This is a genomic window from Sinomonas terricola (genome assembly GCF_034931225.1).
GTDB classification, from domain to species: domain Bacteria; phylum Actinomycetota; class Actinomycetes; order Actinomycetales; family Micrococcaceae; genus Sinomonas; species Sinomonas terricola.
In genome coordinates this window covers 39,148-56,235 of record NZ_JAYGGQ010000001.1, presented here as the reverse complement: position 1 = coordinate 56,235, position 17,088 = coordinate 39,148, and the positions used below count along the sequence as shown (strand labels likewise).

Genomic DNA, 17,088 nt, shown 5'->3' with positions numbered 1-17,088 from the left:
TGGCAGATCTAAAACAACGATCTGGCTTTTTGGACTTACACTGGGACACATGGCTGAAAGCCCGTGGTCACAGCGCGTCCGGGTGATCTCGTCGCTCGGAGACCGGAACCGTCGCGCGATCTTCGACTATGTCCGCGCCGCGGCGAGGCCTGTCGGTCGGGACGAAATCGCGGAGGCCCTCGCGATGACGCGCGGCGCGGCGGCCGCCCAGCTGGATCGCCTTGCGGAGGACGGGGTGCTCGAGGTCACGTTCGCCAAGCCTGGCGCCGGGGGGCCTGGGACAGGGCGACCTTCGAAGTACTACGCCCTCGCCCTCCGCGAGGTCGTGGCTTCCGTCCCCGAGCGGAGCTATGAGCTCGCGGGAGAGCTCATGGCCGAGGCCGCCGAACGGTCAATGTCAGAATCGGCCCCCATCGCGGAGTGCCTCGACGCGGTCGGACGGGAGGCGGGGGAGTCGCTCGGGCGCGAGCACGGAAGCATCGAGGCGGTCCTCGCCGCGGCGGGATACGCGCCGGTTGCCGCGGCCCGCGAGGGGACGATCGAGCTCGCCAACTGCCCGTTCCATCGGCTCGCCCAGGGTCACCGCGCCGTCATGTGCGGGCTCAGCGCTGCGCTCCTCGAGGGCGCCCTCGAGGGCTGCGGCGACGCCCTGCGCTGCCTCGAGCCGATCGAGCCAGGCGACGGCGCGGGGGAATGCTGCGCGAGGATCGTGCCCCGGCGAGGGTGAAAGCCGGCCAAACGGAGGGCGGACGTGGCCAGGGGTTCCCATGGTGCACGAGTGGCCAACTCTCGCGTGACGAGTGGCCAGCTCTCGCGCCCGTTCTACAGTTGAAGGGTGCCCGTGTACCTCGACCACGCCGCGACGACGCCCGTCCGGCCCCGCGCCCTGAGCCTCTTCACCGAGCAGGCTGCACTCGGCGGCAACCCCTCGTCCCTTCACGCCGCGGGCCAGCGCGCCCGGCGGGCGCTCGAGGACGCGCGGGAGTCCCTCGCGGGCCTTCTGGGCGCCCATCCGTCCGAGCTGATCTTCACGTCGGGGGGAACTGAGGCGGACAATCTTGCGGTCAAGGGGCTCTTCTGGGCGCGTCGCGAGGCCAATCCGCGGCGCCACCGCATCCTGTGCTCGACCGTCGAGCACCACGCCGTCCTGGACACTGTCGAGTGGCTCGAACGGCACGAGGGCGCCGAGGTCGTGTGGCTCCCCTGCGACGCGGAAGGCGTCACGAGTGTCGAAGCCGTCCGGAGCGAGCTGGAGCGCGACGCGGACTCGATCGCGCTCGTCGCCGTCATGTGGGCCAACAACGAAGTCGGCGCGGTCCAGCCCGTCGAGGAGATCGCCGCCCTCGCGGCCGAACACGGGATCCCCGTGCACTCGGACGCCGTCCAGGCCTTCGGGCATGTGCCGCTCGATTTCGCGGCGTCCGGTCTCGCGACTATGGCCGTGAGCGGGCACAAGCTCGGGGCGCCCGTGGGTGTCGGCGCGCTCGTGGTGCGCCGCGATGTCGTCGTGACACCCGTGCAGCACGGAGGCGGTCAGCAGCGCGGTCTCCGTTCCGGAACCCTTGACGCCGCGGCGGCCGCCGCATTCGCCGCCGCCGCTGGCGACGCCGTCGCGAGCCTGCCCGACGAGGCCGTGCGCCTTGGCTCGCTCCGCGATCAGCTCGTGGAGGGAGTGGTCCGGGAGGTCCCAGGCGCGCGCCTGAGCGGCCCGAGCGACCCGGCGCGGCGACTGCCTGGGATCGCTCACTTCACGTTCCCCGGCTGCGAGGGCGATTCACTCCTGTTCCTGCTCGACATGATGGGCGTCGAGGCCTCGACGGGCTCTGCCTGCACGGCTGGCGTTCCGCGCCCGTCGCACGTCCTCCTCGCGATGGGCCTCACCGAGGAGCAGGCCCGGGGCGCGCAGCGGCTGAGCCTCGGCTGGACGACGACGCAGGGCGACGTCGACGAGTTCCTCGCCGTCGTCGGCCGCGCCTACGAGCAGGCGCGCAAGGCCGGCATGGCAGGTCGCGAGAGCTCGATCCGCACGGCGTCGAGCCGCTAGCGAATCCGGTTCGGAACGCCACAATTCAGATGCCGAAGGGTCCGATTTCACCCGTCTGAGGCGCTGAATTGTGTCGTGGGAGACCCTAAGCCTGTGGCACGAGCTCGGCCAGGGGCACCGCCGGATCCGCGAGGCGCGCGGGATCGACGACCGCGCGCGAGGCGATGAGTGCCTTGAGCGCCTTCTGAGAGCGTGGTGCGTTGACGTTCATCGCCGCGACGGCCTGCCCGTGCTGGAGCCAGAACGCGACGAAGCCGGCGAGGCCCTCGTCGACCGTGTCGATGGACCCGCGCAGGACGAGCTGCGCGCCCCGGGCTCGCTGGACGTAGCCCGAGTACTCGAGGCTCAGGCCGAACTGGTCCGTGTAGAAGTAGGGCGCGATGTCGAGCGCGGCGTCGAGGCCGAGCATCGACTTGGCCGCGACCTTCCCACCGTTGAGGGCGTTCGACCAGTGCTCGCTGCGCACGTGGTCGCCCGTGAACGGCTGAAGCGAGTTCGCGACGTCGCCCGCGGCGAAGATTCCTTCGGCCGAGGTCCGCAGTGCCGCGTCGACCACCACGCCGTTCCCCACGACGAGCTTGGCGTCCCGCGCGAGCCCGATGTTCGGCGTCACTCCGACGGCGGCGACGACGAGATCCGCGCCGAGGCGTTCGCCGGTGTTCGTGACGACGCACGTGACGGCCTCGCCGTCGTCCGCCGCCTTGAACTCGACCGGATGCTCGCCGAGGCGGAACTGCACGCCCTGCGATTCGTGGACGCGCCGGAAGTAGTCGCCGAGCTCGGGCTCGAGCTGCGCGAGCGGCTGAGCGCCGCGCCCCACCACGGTGACTTCGTTGCCATACGTGCGGGCCGCCGCGGCGACCTCCATGCCGATCCAGCCCGAGCCGATGAGCACGACGCGCCGGCCGCCGCCCTCCAGCTCCGACCGGAGCGCGAGTGAATCCTCGAAGCGGCGCAGCGTCACGATGCCCTCGTACTGGGCGCCCGGGAGGTCGAGCGTCCGCGGCTGGGCGCCCGTCGCGAGGAGCAAGGCCCGATAGGGCAGGAGCTGCCCGTCCTCGAGCTTCACGACCCGCGGGGCCGGCACGATCTGGTCGACGTTCTCGCCGAGGCGGAGGTCGACATCGTTCTCGCTATACCAACCCGTGGGATTGACCGCGAGGCCTTCTTCGTCTTCCTTGCCGAGCAGGAACTCCTTCGAGAGCGGCGGCCGGAGGTAGGGGTCGCGATGCTCGGCTGCGATGATCGTGATGGGCCCGTCCCAGCCTTCGGCGCGCAGGGTCTTCGCCGCGCTTCCTGCCGCGAGGCCGCCCCCTGCAATGACCATGCCTTGTTCGTCCACGTGGCCCTCCTTGGCATCGGGCGGCCGCTCGGGCCGCGCGGCTGTTCTGGCTTCGCCGCTAGAATAGACCGGTGCGAGTTCTGGCAGCCATGAGCGGGGGAGTGGATTCCGCGGTCGCCGCTGCCCGGGCCGTCGAGGCGGGGCACGACGTTGTCGGGGTCCACCTGGCGCTCTCGCGCATGCCCGGCACGCTGCGCACGGGAAGCCGCGGCTGCTGCACGATCGAGGATTCGAACGATGCGTGGCGCGCGTGCGACAAGCTGGGGATCCCGTTCTACGTGTGGGATTTCTCGGAACGCTTCAAGGCCGACGTCGTGGACGACTTCGTCGCCGAGTACGCTGCCGGCCGCACGCCCAATCCCTGCATGCGCTGCAACGAGCGCATCAAGTTCGCCGCGCTCCTCGAGAAGGCCCTCGCGCTGGGCTTCGACGCCGTCTGCACCGGCCACTACGCGAAGGTCATCCGGGACGCTGACGGCAACCCCGAACTCCACAGGGCCGCGGACTGGGCCAAGGATCAGTCCTACGTCCTCGGCGTCCTGACCCGCGAGCAGCTCGAGCACTGCCTGTTCCCTCTCGCGGACACGCCGTCGAAGGCGGAGGTCCGCGCGGAAGCGCAGCGCCGGGGGCTCTCCGTCGCGAAGAAGCCGGACAGCCACGACATCTGCTTCATCTCCGACGGGGATACGCGCGGGTGGCTCGCCGAGAAGATCGAGATGACGCCAGGGGACATCGTCGACGAGGCCGGGCAGAAGGTCGGCGAGCACGGCGGTGCGAACGCGTTCACGGTCGGCCAGCGCCGGGGCCTCCGGCTCGGGCGGCCCGCGGCGGACGGCAAGCCCCGCTTTGTGCTCGAGGTCCGGCCGAAGGACAATACCGTGGTCGTGGGCCCGGAGCAGCTCCTTGCGGTCGACGAGATCCGTGGCATCCGCCTCTCGTGGGCTGGCGTGCCGCTCGCCGAGGCGGCCTCGGGCGAGGAGTTCGAGTGCACGGCCCAGGTCCGCGCGCACGGGGACGCGCTTCCTGCGCGGGCGCGCGTCGTCGCCCGGATGGGGCAAGAGGGCGGCGCGGACGACGGCGAGCTGGTCGTGATGCTCGATTCTCCCCTTCGAGGGGTCGCGCCCGGACAGACCGTCGTGCTGTATCAGGGCACGCGCGTGCTCGGCCAGGCCACGATCGACGCCGCGCGCTCGCTCGCGCGCCCGGCCACCTGACCAGGACTCCTCCGAGAGTTCGCCTTCCGTACACCCGCGCGTTCCCTGCGCGGGGGATCCAGATGCCTAGCCTGCGTGCATCCGTGCACCCTGCCTAGGAGTACCCATGATCCCTGCACAGCCCGTCGGCCCCGAGAGCCGCCCCGTTCGCCGTCGTCCGTTCCGTGTCGCCGCAGGCACCGCCGCCGCGCTCCTCTCGGTGGGCGCCGCCGTCGTCGGCCTCAGCAGCCCCGCGTTGGCCGAGCCTCAGGCCGCCGGGCAGCCGGACGCCGCGTTCCGTTTCGCCGTGATTGGGGACACGCCCTATGGGGCCGCCGCCATCCAGGAGTTCCCTCAGCATTTCTCAGCGCTCAACGCGGACGCGTCCCTTGACTTCGTGGTGCACGTGGGGGACATCAAGAACGGCTCGACCGTGTGCTCTGACGAGTACTTCGCCCAGATCAAGGCCGATTTCGACCAGTTCACCCACCCGCTCGTGTATGCGCCCGGGGACAACGAGTGGACGGACTGCCACCGTGCGAACAACGGCGCGTACAACCCGCTCGAGCGCCTCGCGAAGATCCGCGAGGTGTTCTTCGCGGCGCCGGGGAAGACGCTCGGAGCGACGATGCCGGTCGCGAGCCAGGCGGACCTCGGGCTCCCCGAGAACGTGACGTTCTCGCGGAACCGCATCGCGTTCGCGGCCGTCAACGTGCCCGGCAGCAACAACTCGATGCTTCCGTGGACCGGCCTCGGGAAGACCGCACCCACGCCCGAGCAGACCGCCGAGGTGCAGCACCGCACGGACGCCGTGATCGCCGAGCTCCGGCAGACGTTCGCCGAGGCGCGGCAGCGGCATGACCGCACGGTCGTGGTGCTCCAGCAGGCGGACATGTTCGATCCGACCTACGCCGTGCCGTGGAGCGACATCAGCGCGTTCAAGCCGATCGTCCAGACCCTCGTCGACGAGGCCTCGGCGTTCGACGGCGATGTGTACCTCTTCGACGGGGACAGCCATGTCTACAACGCCGACCGTCCCCTCGCGGCCGCTTCGCCTTGGCTCGCGAAGTACGGGGTGGCGGGGCACGCGGACAATCTCCAGCGGATCACGGTCGACGGCGCGGCGAAGGCCACCGACTACCTCCGCGTGAGCGTCGCGCCGAACGGCGCGGCCGGCGCGGGCAAGCCCGTTCTGAGCTGGGAGAACATCCCGTTCGCGAAGTGACTTCGGGTGCGCCGTCAAGTCCGCACGGCATCGAATGTGCGGGCTTGACGGTCGCAACGGCCTCGACGCGGGCCGAATGTCAAGGTTTCGTTTCAATCTCCTCAAACGAGACTTTCATGTCTCTCGAATCGTGGTTCAATGCTTAGTGCATAGGACATGTGATGCATCACACATGGCACGAATGTCCCAGAACTCGAACAGAGACAGAAGGTCAAACCCTCATGGCAAAGACGACCACGGCCGTTCGGGGCGCCATCGCGCTCCTCGGCATCTCCGCGCTGGCGCTCACCGCCTGCACCGGCCCTTCCGGTGGCGGCGCTGGCCAGAGCGGCCCGGCGGGTGGCGGTCCGATCACCGTCGGCACGACGGACAAGGTGACGTTCCTGGATCCTGCGGGCTCCTACGACAACGGGTCGTTCATGGTCATGAACCAGATCTACCCGTTCGTCCTGAACTCGAAGCCGGGAAGCGCCGACCCCCAGCCGGACCTCGCGACGTCGGCCTCGTTCACGGCGCCGACCGAATACACAGTCAAGCTCAAGAGCGGACTCAAGTGGGCGAACGGGGACGCCCTCGACTCCGCGGACGTCAAGTTCTCCTTCGACCGGCAGCTCAAGATCAACGACCCGAACGGCCCCGCGTCGCTGCTCGACAACCTCGCGAGCGTCGACGCGCCGGACGCGACGACCGTCGTGTTCCACCTCAAGCAGGGCAATGACCAGACGTTCCCGCAGGTCCTCACGAGCCCGGCCGGCCCGATCGTCGACCACAAGGTCTTCCCCGCGGACAAGGTCATGACGGACGACGAGATCATCTCCAAGAAGGCCTTCGCCGGCCCGTACACGATCTCGACCTACCAGAAGAACCAGCTCGTCTCGTTCAAGGCGAACTCGGACTACCAGGGCCTCCTCGGCAAGCCCGCGACGGACACGGTCAACCTCAAGTACTACGCCGACTCGAGCAACCTCAAGCTCGACGTCCAGCAGGGGAACATCGACGTCGCGTGGCGCTCGCTGACCGCGACCGACGTCGACAGCCTCGCGAAGGACTCGAAGGTCAAGGTCCTCAAGGGCCCGGGCGGCGAGATCCGCTACATCGTCTTCAACTTCGACACGATGCCGTACGGCGCGAAGACCCCGAACGCGGACCCGGCCAAGGCGCTCGCGGTCCGGCAGGCCATGGCCAATCTCGTCGACCGCGACGCGATCGCCCAGCAGGTCTACAAGGGCACATACACCCCGCTGTACTCGTACGTTGCCGACGGCTTCCCCGGCGCCACGAAGTCGCTCAAGTCCATGTACGGCGACGGCAGCGGCAAGCCGAGCGTCGACAAGGCCAAGAAGGCGCTCTCCGACGCGGGCATCCAGACCCCGCTGAACATCAACCTCCAGTACAACCCGGACCACTATGGGAAGTCCTCGGGGGACGAGTACGCGATGGTCAAGCAGCAGCTCGAGTCGTCCGGGCTGTTCAAGGTCAACCTCCAGTCGACCGAGTGGGTGACGTACTCGAAGGACCGCACGAAGGACGTCTACCCGATGTACCAGCTCGGGTGGTTCCCGGACTTCTCCGACCCGGACAACTACCTCACGCCGTTCTTCACGAAGAACAACTTCCTCAAGAACCATTACGACAACTCCGCCGTCCAGGACCTCATCGCCAAGGAGGCCACGAACCCGGACAAGTCGGCCCGCGAGAAGCAGATCGCTGACGTTCAGGATGCCGTGGCCAAGGATCTCTCGACCCTTCCGCTCCTCCAGGGCGCGCAGATCGCCGTCGCTGGAGCGAGCGTCAAGGGCGTCGAGACGACTCTCGACCCGTCCTTCAAGTTCCGCCTCGGCGTCATCAGCAAGTAATCGGCTTCTAGCCCACCCAGTGCGGCGGCGGGATGCGATCGCGTCCCGCCGCTGCCGTGCGGAGGAAAAACCATCATGACTGCACTCACCGAGACGCCTCCCGAGGCCGCGGGTCTGCCGACGCCGGCCGCCAAGCGAAAGGGAGGTGGCCTCGCCACCTATCTCGTCATCCGCTTCCTGCTCATCTTCCCGACCGTCCTCATCCTCGTGACGATGGTCTTCTTCCTCATGCGGATCACGGGCGATCCGATCACCGCCGCGCTCGGCGGCCGCCTCCCCGCGGACCAGCTCGCGCAGAGGATCCACGACGCGGGATACGACCGCCCCATCCTCGTCCAGTACGCCGAGTACCTCGGCCAGGTCTTCACGGGAAACTTCGGCCGGACCATCTCGGACAACCGCGCCGTGACCGAGATGCTGACGACTTTCGGGACCGCGACCCTCGAGCTCGCCATCAACGCCCTCATCGTCGCGTTCCTCGTGGGCATCCCGCTCGGCATGATCGCCGCGCACCGCCGCGACAAGGGCACCGACGCGGGGCTGCGGGTCTTCGCGATCCTGAGCTACGCGACGCCCGTCTTCTTCGCCGGACTCCTGCTCAAGCTCATCTTCTCGGTGTGGCTCGGCTTGCTCCCCGTCGACGGCCGGGCCTCGACGTCCACCGAGCTCTCGCTCGGCAGCCTTGCCGCCCCGACCGGCATCTACTGGCTCGACGCGCTCCGGAGCGGGAACCTCTCCGCATTCTGGGACGTCGAGCGGCATGCCGTCCTTCCGGCGCTCGCCCTCGGCCTCCTCACGGCGGGCGTGTTCCTGCGGCTCGTGCGGACCAACCTCATCGGGACCCTGGGGAGGGACTACATCGAGGCGGGGCGCTCGCGCGGCGTGAGCGAGTTCCGGCTCGTCACGCGGCACGCGTACAAGCCCGCCCTCATCCCGATCATCACGGTGATGGGCCTTCAGATCGCGCTCCTTCTCGGAGGTGCGGTTCTCACCGAGACGACGTTCGAATGGAAGGGGCTCGGCTTCCAGCTCGCCCAATACCTCACGGCGCGCGATTTCGTGGCCGTGCAGGGCATCGTCGTGCTGCTCGCCGTGATCGTGGCCGTGACCAACTTCATCGTGGACGTCGTGGCCGCGCTCATCGACCCGAGGGTGAGGTACTGATGGCGACTCAGGCAGTTCCCCAGCTCGAGCGGCGCGAGCCGCTGTGGACGCGCGTGCCCGTCCTGACCCACGTCCGCATGAGCGTCGGCGTCCAGCGAGTGATGCTCGTCGTGGGCCTTGCGCTCGCCGCGGTCTTCCTCGTCCTCGCGGTCTTCGCGCCCCTCATCGCGCCGTTCGGGTATTCCCAGATCGCGGACGCCGGGGGTGGCTTCCCGACGCAGGACCCGCCGAGTGCGAAGCACCTCTGGGGCACGACCGTGGGCGGCTTCGACGTCTTCTCTCGCGTCGTGTGGGGCGCGCAGACGGCGGTGCTGGTCATCGTCGTCGCCGTGACCCTCTCCATCTTCGCGGGCGTGGCCCTCGGCCTCGCGTCCGGCTATATCGGCGGGTGGCTCGACCGGATCCTCGTCGTGATCGCGGACGCGGTGTACGCGTTTCCGTCGCTGCTCGTCGCGATCGTCATGTCGATTGTCATCAGCCATGGACAGTCGAGCCTGTGGGGCGGCATCTTCGCAGCCGCGATCTCGATCACGGTCGTGTTCATCCCGCAGTACTTCCGCGTGGTGCGCGCCGAGGCGATTCGCCTCAAGGCGGAGCCGTTCGTCGAGTCGGCGAAGGTCATCGGCGCCTCGAGCTGGCGCATCATGGCGCGGCACATCTTCCGCAACGCGACGCGCAGCATCCCGCTCATCTTCACGCTCAACGCGTCGGAGGCGATCCTCACGCTCGCGGGCCTCGGCTTCCTCGGATTCGGCATCGAGCCGACGAGTGCGGCGGAATGGGGCTTCGACCTCAACAAGGCCGTGGCCGACGTGAGCGCGGGCATCTGGTGGACCGGCGTGTTCCCGGGCCTCGCGATCGTGCTCACCGTGCTGGGGCTCACGCTCGTCGGGGAGAGCATGAACGATCTCTCCGACGCGAAGCTGCGGGCGCGCGGGCGGAAACGGACGACGGCGGCGGGGCGCCGAGGCGGTACGCCCGCGCCTTCCGCGGGCACGGCAGGCAGCGAAGGAGGCCAGGCATGAGCGAGCAGCTTGACGTGCGCCCCGCGGCGCCGGCAGAAACAGTTCTCGACATCGACGATCTCGAGGTCTCGTTCGCGACCGACGCGGGCGAGGTCCGTGCGGTCCGGGGCGTGAGCCTCGATGTCCGCGCGGGCGAGGTCGTCGCCGTCGTCGGCGAATCCGGTTCGGGCAAGACGGTGACGGCCAAGACGATCCTGGGCCTCCTCCCGGAGACGGCGACGAGCTCGGGCGCCGTCGTCATCAACGGACACAACGTCGTCTCGCTCACTCCCGCGAAGCTCCGCGAGCTGCGCGGGCGGGACGTCGCGATGGTGTTCCAGGAGCCCTCGACGGCGCTCAACCCCGTCTTCACGGTGGGGTGGCAGATCATGGAGGGCATCCGGGCCCACCACGACAGGCAAGGTAGACGCGTATCCCGCAAGGAGGCCCGCGAGCGGGCCGTCGAGGCGCTGCGCAAGGTCGGCATCCCCGATCCGGAGAAGCGCGTGGACCACTACCCGCATCAGTTCTCGGGCGGGCAGAAGCAGCGCGTCGTCATCGCCGCCGCACTCGCGCTCGACCCCGAGCTCATCGTCGCCGACGAGCCCACGACCGCGCTTGACGTCACGGTCCAGGCCGAGATCCTCGAGCTCCTGCGCGATCTGCGGGATCTCTACGGAACGTCGATCGTCCTCATCACCCACAACATGGGCGTCGTCGCGGACCTCGCGGACCGCGTCGTCGTCATGTACCAGGGCGAGGTCGTCGAGGAGGCCCCGGTCCGGACGCTCTTCGCGGAGCCGCGCGACGACTACACGCGCAGGCTGCTCGCCGCCGTGCCGCATCTGGGCCACGACTCGGCGTCGGAGGGAGCCACGGAGCGGCTCCATCAGGGCGGCGAAGTGCTCGTGGCCGCCAAGGGGCTCGAGATCGTGTACCCGGGGCGCCTCGGCTCCCCGGCCTTCCGGGCGGTCGACGGCGTCTCGTTCACGGTCTCCGCGGGCGAGGTCTTCGGGCTAGTCGGCGAATCCGGATCGGGCAAGACGACCATCGGCCGGGCGATCGCGGGCCTCAACCGGGCCACGGGCGGCAGCCTCAGAGTCCTCGGGCACGAGATGGTCGGGTTCCGCGAGCGGTCCTTCCGGCCGCTCCGCAAGGATATCGGCTTCGTGTTCCAGGACCCGGCCGCGTCGTTCAACCCGCAGCTCACGGTCGGGGAGTGCGTCGCCGAGCCGCTCGTCGTGCATCTCGAGCTCGAGCCCGCCCAGCTGCGCCGCCGCGTCGGCGAGCTGCTCGAATCGGTGCAGCTCCCGGCGTCGTACGCGTCGCGCTATCCGCACGAGCTCTCGGGCGGCCAGCGCCAGCGCGCGTCGCTCGCGCGGGCCCTCGCCCTCGAGCCCCGCCTGCTCATCGCGGACGAGCCGACCTCGGCGCTCGACGTCTCGGTCCAGGCGAAGGTACTCGAGCTGTTCCGCGAGATCCAGGCCGAACTCGGCTTCGCCGCCCTGTTCATCAGCCACGACCTCGCGGTCGTCGACCAGCTGAGCCACTGGGTCGGTGTCCTCTACAAGGGGCGGCTCGTCGAGCAGGGGATTGGGAGCCGGGTCATGAGCGATCCGCACGACGAGTACACGAAGCGGCTCATCGCCTCGCTGCCGGTGCCGGATCCGGTCGAGCAGGCAGAGCGGAGGAAGGCGCACCGCGCGCTCCTGGGCGGCTGAGACCGCCCCATCGGACTGCAGACCTTCCGACAGACGACGACGGCGCCTCACGCGCCGTCGTCGTCTGCCGTCTCTGCCTCGTCGGCGCCCACGATGCGGATGTTGAACTTCGCCGTCCCGAGGTTCCGCATGAGCTCGAGCCACAGCGGGAGGTACAGCTCGACCCCGCGCGCGGCGGCGATCCCGCCGAGGTCGCGAATCCGGTCCCGATGCCAGCCGAAGGACGCGAGAATGTCTGCTACCTGGGACTTCGCCTCGTCGTCGTCCCCCGCCATGAAGACGTCATGGACACCTTCGCCGACCCGCTCGGGCGCGACCATGACCGGGGCATTCATCGTGTTGAGCGCCTTCACGACGTGGAGCGAGGGAAACGCGTGCTGAAGCTCCTCGGCGAGGCTCATGTGGTGTGAGATCGTGACGAACGGCGGGAAGCCGGCCGAGAAGTCGAGGCGGTTGGCGACGTCGATGAGCACCTTTCCGCCGAGCGCCTCGGCGCCGATCGAGAGGAGCACGTCGAGCGACGCGATGCCTGCCGTTGCGTTGACGAGGAGTTCGGCCGATTCGGCGGTTTCGGCGAAGTCGGTCGCAGCGGCTCCGTGCGCATCGGCCCATTCGATGGCTTCGGGTTTGGCCGCGTCGCGCGAGCCGATCGTGACCCGGTGCCCCAGCTCGAGGAACTTGGCCCCGAGCGTCCGCCCGACAAGCCCGCTTCCGAGGATTCCGATCTCCATGTCTGCTCCTGTCGTCGCTCTCCACGTGGATGTGCGTCTTGAGGTCAACGCCTATCGCGACCGGGCGGGCGAGTCAACGGCTGGGCGGCCCATAGACTGGCACCATGACCGAGCAGCACCGCCCTGACGCCGATTCCGCCGCCCTCGAAGGGGAGGGCGGGTACGATCCCACCGCGAGCTCCCTCCAGGGCAGCGTGGACCCCGCCGTCATGGAGGAGCTCCTCTCGATCCGCTCGAGCATCGACAACTTCGACGCGACGCTCGTCTATCTCCTCGCCGAGCGCTTCAAGGTCACGCAGCGCGTGGGCTGGCTCAAGGCCAAGCACCAGCTGCCGCCAGCCGACCCGGCGCGCGAGGCCGCGCAGATCGCGCGGCTCCGGCGTCTCGCCGAGGAGGCGCACCTCGACCCGGCGTTCGCGGAGAAGTTCCTGAATTTCATCATCAGCGAGGTCATCCGCCACCACCAGGCGATCTCCGAGGACCATCAGGCCCGTCAGGGAGAGCCTCGCGAGGCTCCCGGCGCGAACCAGGCGTAGGGCGTGGCGGATCAGGTCACGGCGACCGCCCTCGGCGACTGGCCGGGCACGGATCCGGTCGAGGCGGAGAAGGCGATCCGCGGCGAGCTCGGCTCGCCCCACCTGCCCTTCCTCCCCGAGCTTCCCGGGCGCGGGGTCGGCTCGGATCCGGTGGGCCGCGCCGCGACCCTCCTCGTCGATTTGCACGCGGATGTCCAGCCCCACGGCTGGCGCGTGGTCGAGCGGCCCGGGCGCGACGCGCTCCGCGCGGCCTCGGCGCTCTCGACCGACCTCAATGTCCTGGCCGACGCCGTCGGGGCCGAGGAGGCGCCCGCCGAGGGACTCCAGATTCGCGTGCTGGGCCCCTTGAGCCTCATGGCGGGCCTCTATCTTCACCAAGGCGAGCGCGTCCTCGTGGACGCCGGCGCCCGCAGGGATATCGCGCAGTCGTATGCGGCGGGGGTCGCCGGGCTTCTCGCGCGTGTCCGCGCTGCGGCTCCCGGGGCGAGGCTCACCGTCCAGCTCGCGGAGCCCGACGCCGCGCGCGTCCTCGCGGGCCTCATCCCTACCGCGAGCGGCTACCGCACGATCCGCTCACTCCCCGGGAGCGAAGCACGCGCGGCGTGGTCCGAGCTCGTGGGCGCCCTGCGGGGCGGCGGCGCCGAGCACGTGATCGTCCATACGGACGCGTGGGAGGCGCCCATCGAGGCGATCCTCGAGGCGGGGGCAGACGGCGTGTCCCTCCCGCTCGGCACGCTCAGCGTCCCCCAGTGGGAGACGGTCGCGGGAGCTGTCGAAGCCGGCGCGCGCGTGTGGCTCGGCCTCCTTCCGCTTGAGGCCTCGCAGGGCGAGCGGACGGGCGACGTCGCCGAGCGCCTCCTGCGGCCGTGGCGCCAGCTGGGCCTCCCGGCCGCGTCCCTCGGCGCTGTTCGCATCACCCCGGCGGGGAGCCTCGTCGACCTCACCCCGGAACGGGCGACGGCGGCGCTCGCCCGTCTCGTCAAGCTCGCCGACGCTGTCAATCAGCTCGCGTTCGGCTGAGCAGGCGCCTTTGGCCCCGGCCTCGGGATGCCGATCCGCGCGAGCCTTGTGCGGACCGTTGCCCCCACTCCAAACTGTGCGGTGGAACGTGCAGTCGACTCATGGTGGTGGCCGGGTGTTGTGGTGCGGACCGCGTTTGTAGGCAGAGTGCGCGAGCTCAGCGCGATGTCGGGCTGCCTGCGTGACGCGATGGCAGGCACTCCGCGATTCGTCCTGCTCGAGGGGGAGGGAGGGACTGGGAAGACGGCTCTCCTTCAGGAGTTCGCGGCAGCCCAGCGGGGCGTTCAGCTGGCGTGGGCGACCGGGGATGAGGCAGAGACGGTGCTCTCCTACGGGCTCTTGAATCAACTGCGAGCGCGGCTTCCACGGCCCGAGGCGGGCACACCGAGGACTGAGGGCAATCAGGACCCGTTCGCCCAGGGGGCCGCGTTGCTCCAAGAGCTGGGCGAGGCGCAGAGGGCGGGGCCTGTGCTGCTCGTCGTCGATGATGCCCACCTCGTCGATCGATCGTCCTTGGCAGCGTTGACGTTCGCGCTGCGCCGGCTGCGCAACGACCAGGTGATGACGGTGCTGGCCACCCGCGAGTCGGGAGTGGAGCACCTTCCAGCCGGTCTGTTGCGCCTCGCCCAGGATCAGGGCACGCGATTGACCCTGCGCGGTTTGACGGTGGCGGAAATATCTGAGCTCGCGGAGGCAACGGGCTTCGGGAGAATTTCGGTTCCCGCGGCGGCCCGTCTGCGCGAGCACACCGGTGGGCATGCCCTCTATCTGCGTGCGTTGCTCGCCGAGGTGGGGTCTGACCAGATCGAGGCTCTCGACGTTCCGCTCCCCGCGCCCCGGTCGCTGGCGCTCACAGTCCTCGCAGGTCTCCGTGAGACATCTGCGGAAGCCCAGCGGCTGGCTGCGGCATGCGCGGTGCTCGGTCCGGGAGCCACGCCCTTTGAGATCGCCCGCATCGGTGGGGTCGTTGATCCGCTGCCCGCGATCGAGGAGCTCCAGAGGCTCGCGCTGGTCGTGGCCGAAGACCACCCTGACGGACGCCGCATCGGCTTCGCGCATCCGCTTCTTCGGGCTGCGGTCTACGACGATCTGGGGCTCGCGACCCGAGCCGCTCTCCATGTCCGAGCCGCCTCGATGAAGAGCGGACGCGAAGCGCTGCGGCATCGGGTCGCTGCCGCGTCGGAACCCGATCCGGGGCTTGTGGCCGCTCTTCGGGAACAGGCCGGGGCCGATCGCGAGATCGGCGCCTGGGAAGCGGCCGCGGAGGCGCTGTTCGCCGCGGCGCGGCTGAGCCAGCCTGGGCCGGCTCGCGATCGGCTGTGGGTGGACGGGATCGAACTGCTCCTCGCAGACGGTGACGTGCCCTCCGCCCAGATGCACCTGCGCCAGCTCGCTAGTCGGCGCGAGGACCCGCATGCCTTGCAGCTGAGCGCCAGGATCTGCCTGCTGCTGGGCGACCTCGGGGCCGCCGCCGAGCAGGCTGGGGAGGCCTGGAGGCTTGCGCGCCAGCACGACCCTGGCGCGCGCGACAGCGCGGCAGGCATTCTCGCGCTCCTCTGCCTTCTGCGAAACGACGGAGACGGAGCTGCAATGTGGGCCGAGCGAGCCCTCCTCTCGGGGCTATTGCCCCCAGAAGCTGCGTCTCCGACTCGGGCGATCTACGCGTTCGGCCGTGCCCTCGCCGGACGAGCCGACGACGGCCTCAGGATTCTCGCGGAGGTCTCCGATGTCCCCTCCCATCGCCCTGAGATCGACGTGCGCGGCTTCCTGCGGCTCTGGACTGACGACATCGCCGGCGCTCTTGCGGACTTGAGGAGCGTCGATTGGGTGGAGGGGTTCGGCCGGGGGAGGGGGCAGGATATCTTCCACGTAGCCGCCCTCAGCTACCTTGCCGAAACCAACTTCCGCCTCGGGGACTGGGATGCGGCGTGGGTGACCTCCGAGCACGCGGTGTCGCTCGTGGAGGACACGGGCCAGATCTACCTTCTCGCCCAGGCACACGCCATGGCGACACTGGTGCCTGCCGCCCGTGGGCGTTGGGATGAGGCTGAAAGGCACCTTGAATTGGCCGTCGCCGCCGCGGAGGCAAACGGGGATGCGCCGAGCCGCTGCTACGCCGACAACGCAGCCGTGCACCTTGCCGCTTGCCGGGCTGACCCTCGTGCCGTGGTCGGTCGCGCCCAATGGCTGCTCACCGACGGGCCGGGCGGCACGCATGAGCCGGGCTTCTACAGCTGGCCGATCCATTTCGTCTCCGCGCTCGTGCAGCTGGGCCGTTTCGAGGAGGCTGCTGTCATCGCGGAGCGGTACGAGGCAGTTGCGAGATTGCGCGGCAGGCGGTCGAGGCTCGCCGGACTGGCCCGAGTGCGGGGCGAACTGGCCGCCGCCCGTCGCGACACCGCGACCGCGAGGGCGCTATTCGAAGAATCGATCCGGCTCGGCGATGGATCCGTCGATGCGCTCGAGGCCGCTACGGCGCGGGCATCCTATGGAAGGTTCCTCCGGCGCCGTGGTGAGCGGCGCGGAGCCGTCGAGCAATTGGGTATGGCCAGAGCGATGTTTGCGTCCTTGGGCGCCGACCCCTTCGTGCAGCGATGCGACGCCGAGCTGGCCGCGTGTGGCCATTCTCGTGGCAGCGGTCCTGGTGCCATGGTGCCGGAGCTCACTCCCCAAGAGCTGGCCGTTGCGCGCCTCGTGAGCGCGGGCAGGACTAACCGGGAAGCGGCCCAAGAACTCGTGCTGAGCGTCAAGACGGTCGGCTACCACCTGGGCAACGTCTACGCCAAGCTCGGTGTTCGTTCCCGAACCGAACTGGCCGCCAGGCTCGGCAACCGGGCGTGATGGGCGGATCCCGGGCATTTGACCGGGGCGCCGACGGACCCCGGGTTCTTATCCTTGGATCAGCGGCCTGACGCAACGGTCCGCGAAAGCGCAGCCGTTCGAGAGAACGCAACTTCCGAGGTCGGATCCCCTCGGCGCAAAGGAGGCCGGGGACCTGTCCGGGTCCGGGGCAAGTAGCGGTGCCCCATGCGCAGGTCCCCGTACTCCGACAGCCGGACCGTGAGCCGACTCGTGATCCAGCCCCGCAATCCGAGGAAACAACGATGGGCCACCTGCACCTCGCCCTCGTCCGGCCGCCCGCGAGGCATCTGCCGATGAGCGCGTCATCGTCGAGGCATCGTCTGCCGGTGCACAGCGTGGCGACTCTCGTTGCTGCCGCTCTCCTTGCGCTGGCGGCGGTCGCGGGTGCCC

At 69.6% G+C, this 17,088-nt stretch carries 13 protein-coding genes; 11 read left to right on the top strand and 2 right to left on the bottom strand.

Features of this window, described 5'->3' with window-relative positions:
• The first annotated feature begins 49 nt into the window (after positions 1 to 49).
• Together SPF06_RS00200 and SPF06_RS00195 are read left to right on the top strand one after the other, a co-directional pair.
• Complete coding sequence (locus tag SPF06_RS00200) at positions 50 to 727, top strand: helix-turn-helix transcriptional regulator (RefSeq protein ID WP_323276902.1); 678 nt, start codon at positions 50 to 52, stop codon at positions 725 to 727.
• A 108-nt stretch (positions 728 to 835) separates the two neighbouring features.
• Positions 836 to 2,044, top strand: coding sequence for a cysteine desulfurase family protein (locus SPF06_RS00195; RefSeq protein WP_323276901.1), 1,209 nt, complete (start codon positions 836 to 838; stop codon positions 2,042 to 2,044).
• 85 nt (positions 2,045 to 2,129) lie between these two features.
• Here SPF06_RS00195 and SPF06_RS00190 read toward each other — a convergent pair whose 3' ends face one another.
• A complete protein-coding gene (locus tag SPF06_RS00190; protein WP_323276900.1) occupies positions 2,130 to 3,386 on the bottom strand; it encodes an NAD(P)/FAD-dependent oxidoreductase in 1,257 nt (418 codons plus the stop codon).
• 71 nt (positions 3,387 to 3,457) lie between these two features.
• Between SPF06_RS00190 and mnmA the strand changes: the two genes are divergently transcribed.
• From mnmA to SPF06_RS00160, 6 genes are all read left to right on the top strand, one after another.
• Positions 3,458 to 4,600 carry a tRNA 2-thiouridine(34) synthase MnmA gene (mnmA, locus tag SPF06_RS00185; protein ID WP_323276899.1) on the top strand — a complete coding sequence of 381 codons (1,143 nt, stop codon included), beginning with the start codon at positions 3,458 to 3,460 and terminating at the stop codon, positions 4,598 to 4,600.
• A 106-nt stretch (positions 4,601 to 4,706) separates the two neighbouring features.
• Positions 4,707 to 5,804 (top strand): metallophosphoesterase family protein, encoded by a 1,098-nt coding sequence (locus SPF06_RS00180; protein ID WP_323276898.1) that lies wholly within the window; start codon positions 4,707 to 4,709, stop codon positions 5,802 to 5,804.
• A 221-nt stretch (positions 5,805 to 6,025) separates the two neighbouring features.
• Positions 6,026 to 7,660 (top strand): ABC transporter substrate-binding protein, encoded by a 1,635-nt coding sequence (locus tag SPF06_RS00175; protein WP_323276897.1) that lies wholly within the window; start codon positions 6,026 to 6,028, stop codon positions 7,658 to 7,660.
• A gap of 75 nt (positions 7,661 to 7,735) precedes the next feature.
• Positions 7,736 to 8,824 (top strand): ABC transporter permease, encoded by a 1,089-nt coding sequence (locus tag SPF06_RS00170; protein ID WP_323276896.1) that lies wholly within the window; start codon positions 7,736 to 7,738, stop codon positions 8,822 to 8,824.
• Positions 8,824 to 9,849 carry an ABC transporter permease gene (locus tag SPF06_RS00165; protein ID WP_323276895.1) on the top strand — a complete coding sequence of 342 codons (1,026 nt, stop codon included), beginning with the start codon at positions 8,824 to 8,826 and terminating at the stop codon, positions 9,847 to 9,849. Before SPF06_RS00170 ends, SPF06_RS00165 begins: the two co-directional genes overlap by 1 nt.
• Positions 9,846 to 11,549, top strand: a complete 1,704-nt coding sequence (locus tag SPF06_RS00160) for an ABC transporter ATP-binding protein (RefSeq protein ID WP_323276894.1) — start codon at positions 9,846 to 9,848, stop codon at positions 11,547 to 11,549. Before SPF06_RS00165 ends, SPF06_RS00160 begins: the two co-directional genes overlap by 4 nt.
• A 47-nt stretch (positions 11,550 to 11,596) precedes the next feature.
• On the opposite strand, the gene SPF06_RS00155 is transcribed toward SPF06_RS00160, so the two are convergent.
• Positions 11,597 to 12,280, bottom strand: a complete 684-nt coding sequence (locus tag SPF06_RS00155) for an NADPH-dependent F420 reductase (protein WP_323276893.1) — start codon at positions 12,278 to 12,280, stop codon at positions 11,597 to 11,599.
• Positions 12,281 to 12,384: 104 nt separating this feature from the next.
• Here SPF06_RS00155 and SPF06_RS00150 point away from each other — a divergent pair, with 104 nt between their 5' ends.
• The 3 genes from SPF06_RS00150 to SPF06_RS00140 all read left to right on the top strand — a co-directional run bounded on the left by SPF06_RS00150 (position 12,385) and on the right by SPF06_RS00140 (position 16,677).
• On the top strand, positions 12,385 to 12,816 hold the full coding sequence (locus SPF06_RS00150) for a chorismate mutase (protein WP_323276892.1): 432 nt from the start codon (positions 12,385 to 12,387) through the stop codon (positions 12,814 to 12,816).
• 3 nt (positions 12,817 to 12,819) lie between these two features.
• Complete coding sequence (locus SPF06_RS00145) at positions 12,820 to 13,836, top strand: uroporphyrinogen decarboxylase/cobalamine-independent methonine synthase family protein (protein WP_323276891.1); 1,017 nt, start codon at positions 12,820 to 12,822, stop codon at positions 13,834 to 13,836.
• A gap of 147 nt (positions 13,837 to 13,983) precedes the next feature.
• Positions 13,984 to 16,677, top strand: a complete 2,694-nt coding sequence (locus tag SPF06_RS00140) for an AAA family ATPase (RefSeq protein ID WP_323276890.1) — start codon at positions 13,984 to 13,986, stop codon at positions 16,675 to 16,677.
• Positions 16,678 to 17,088 lie beyond the last annotated feature (411 nt).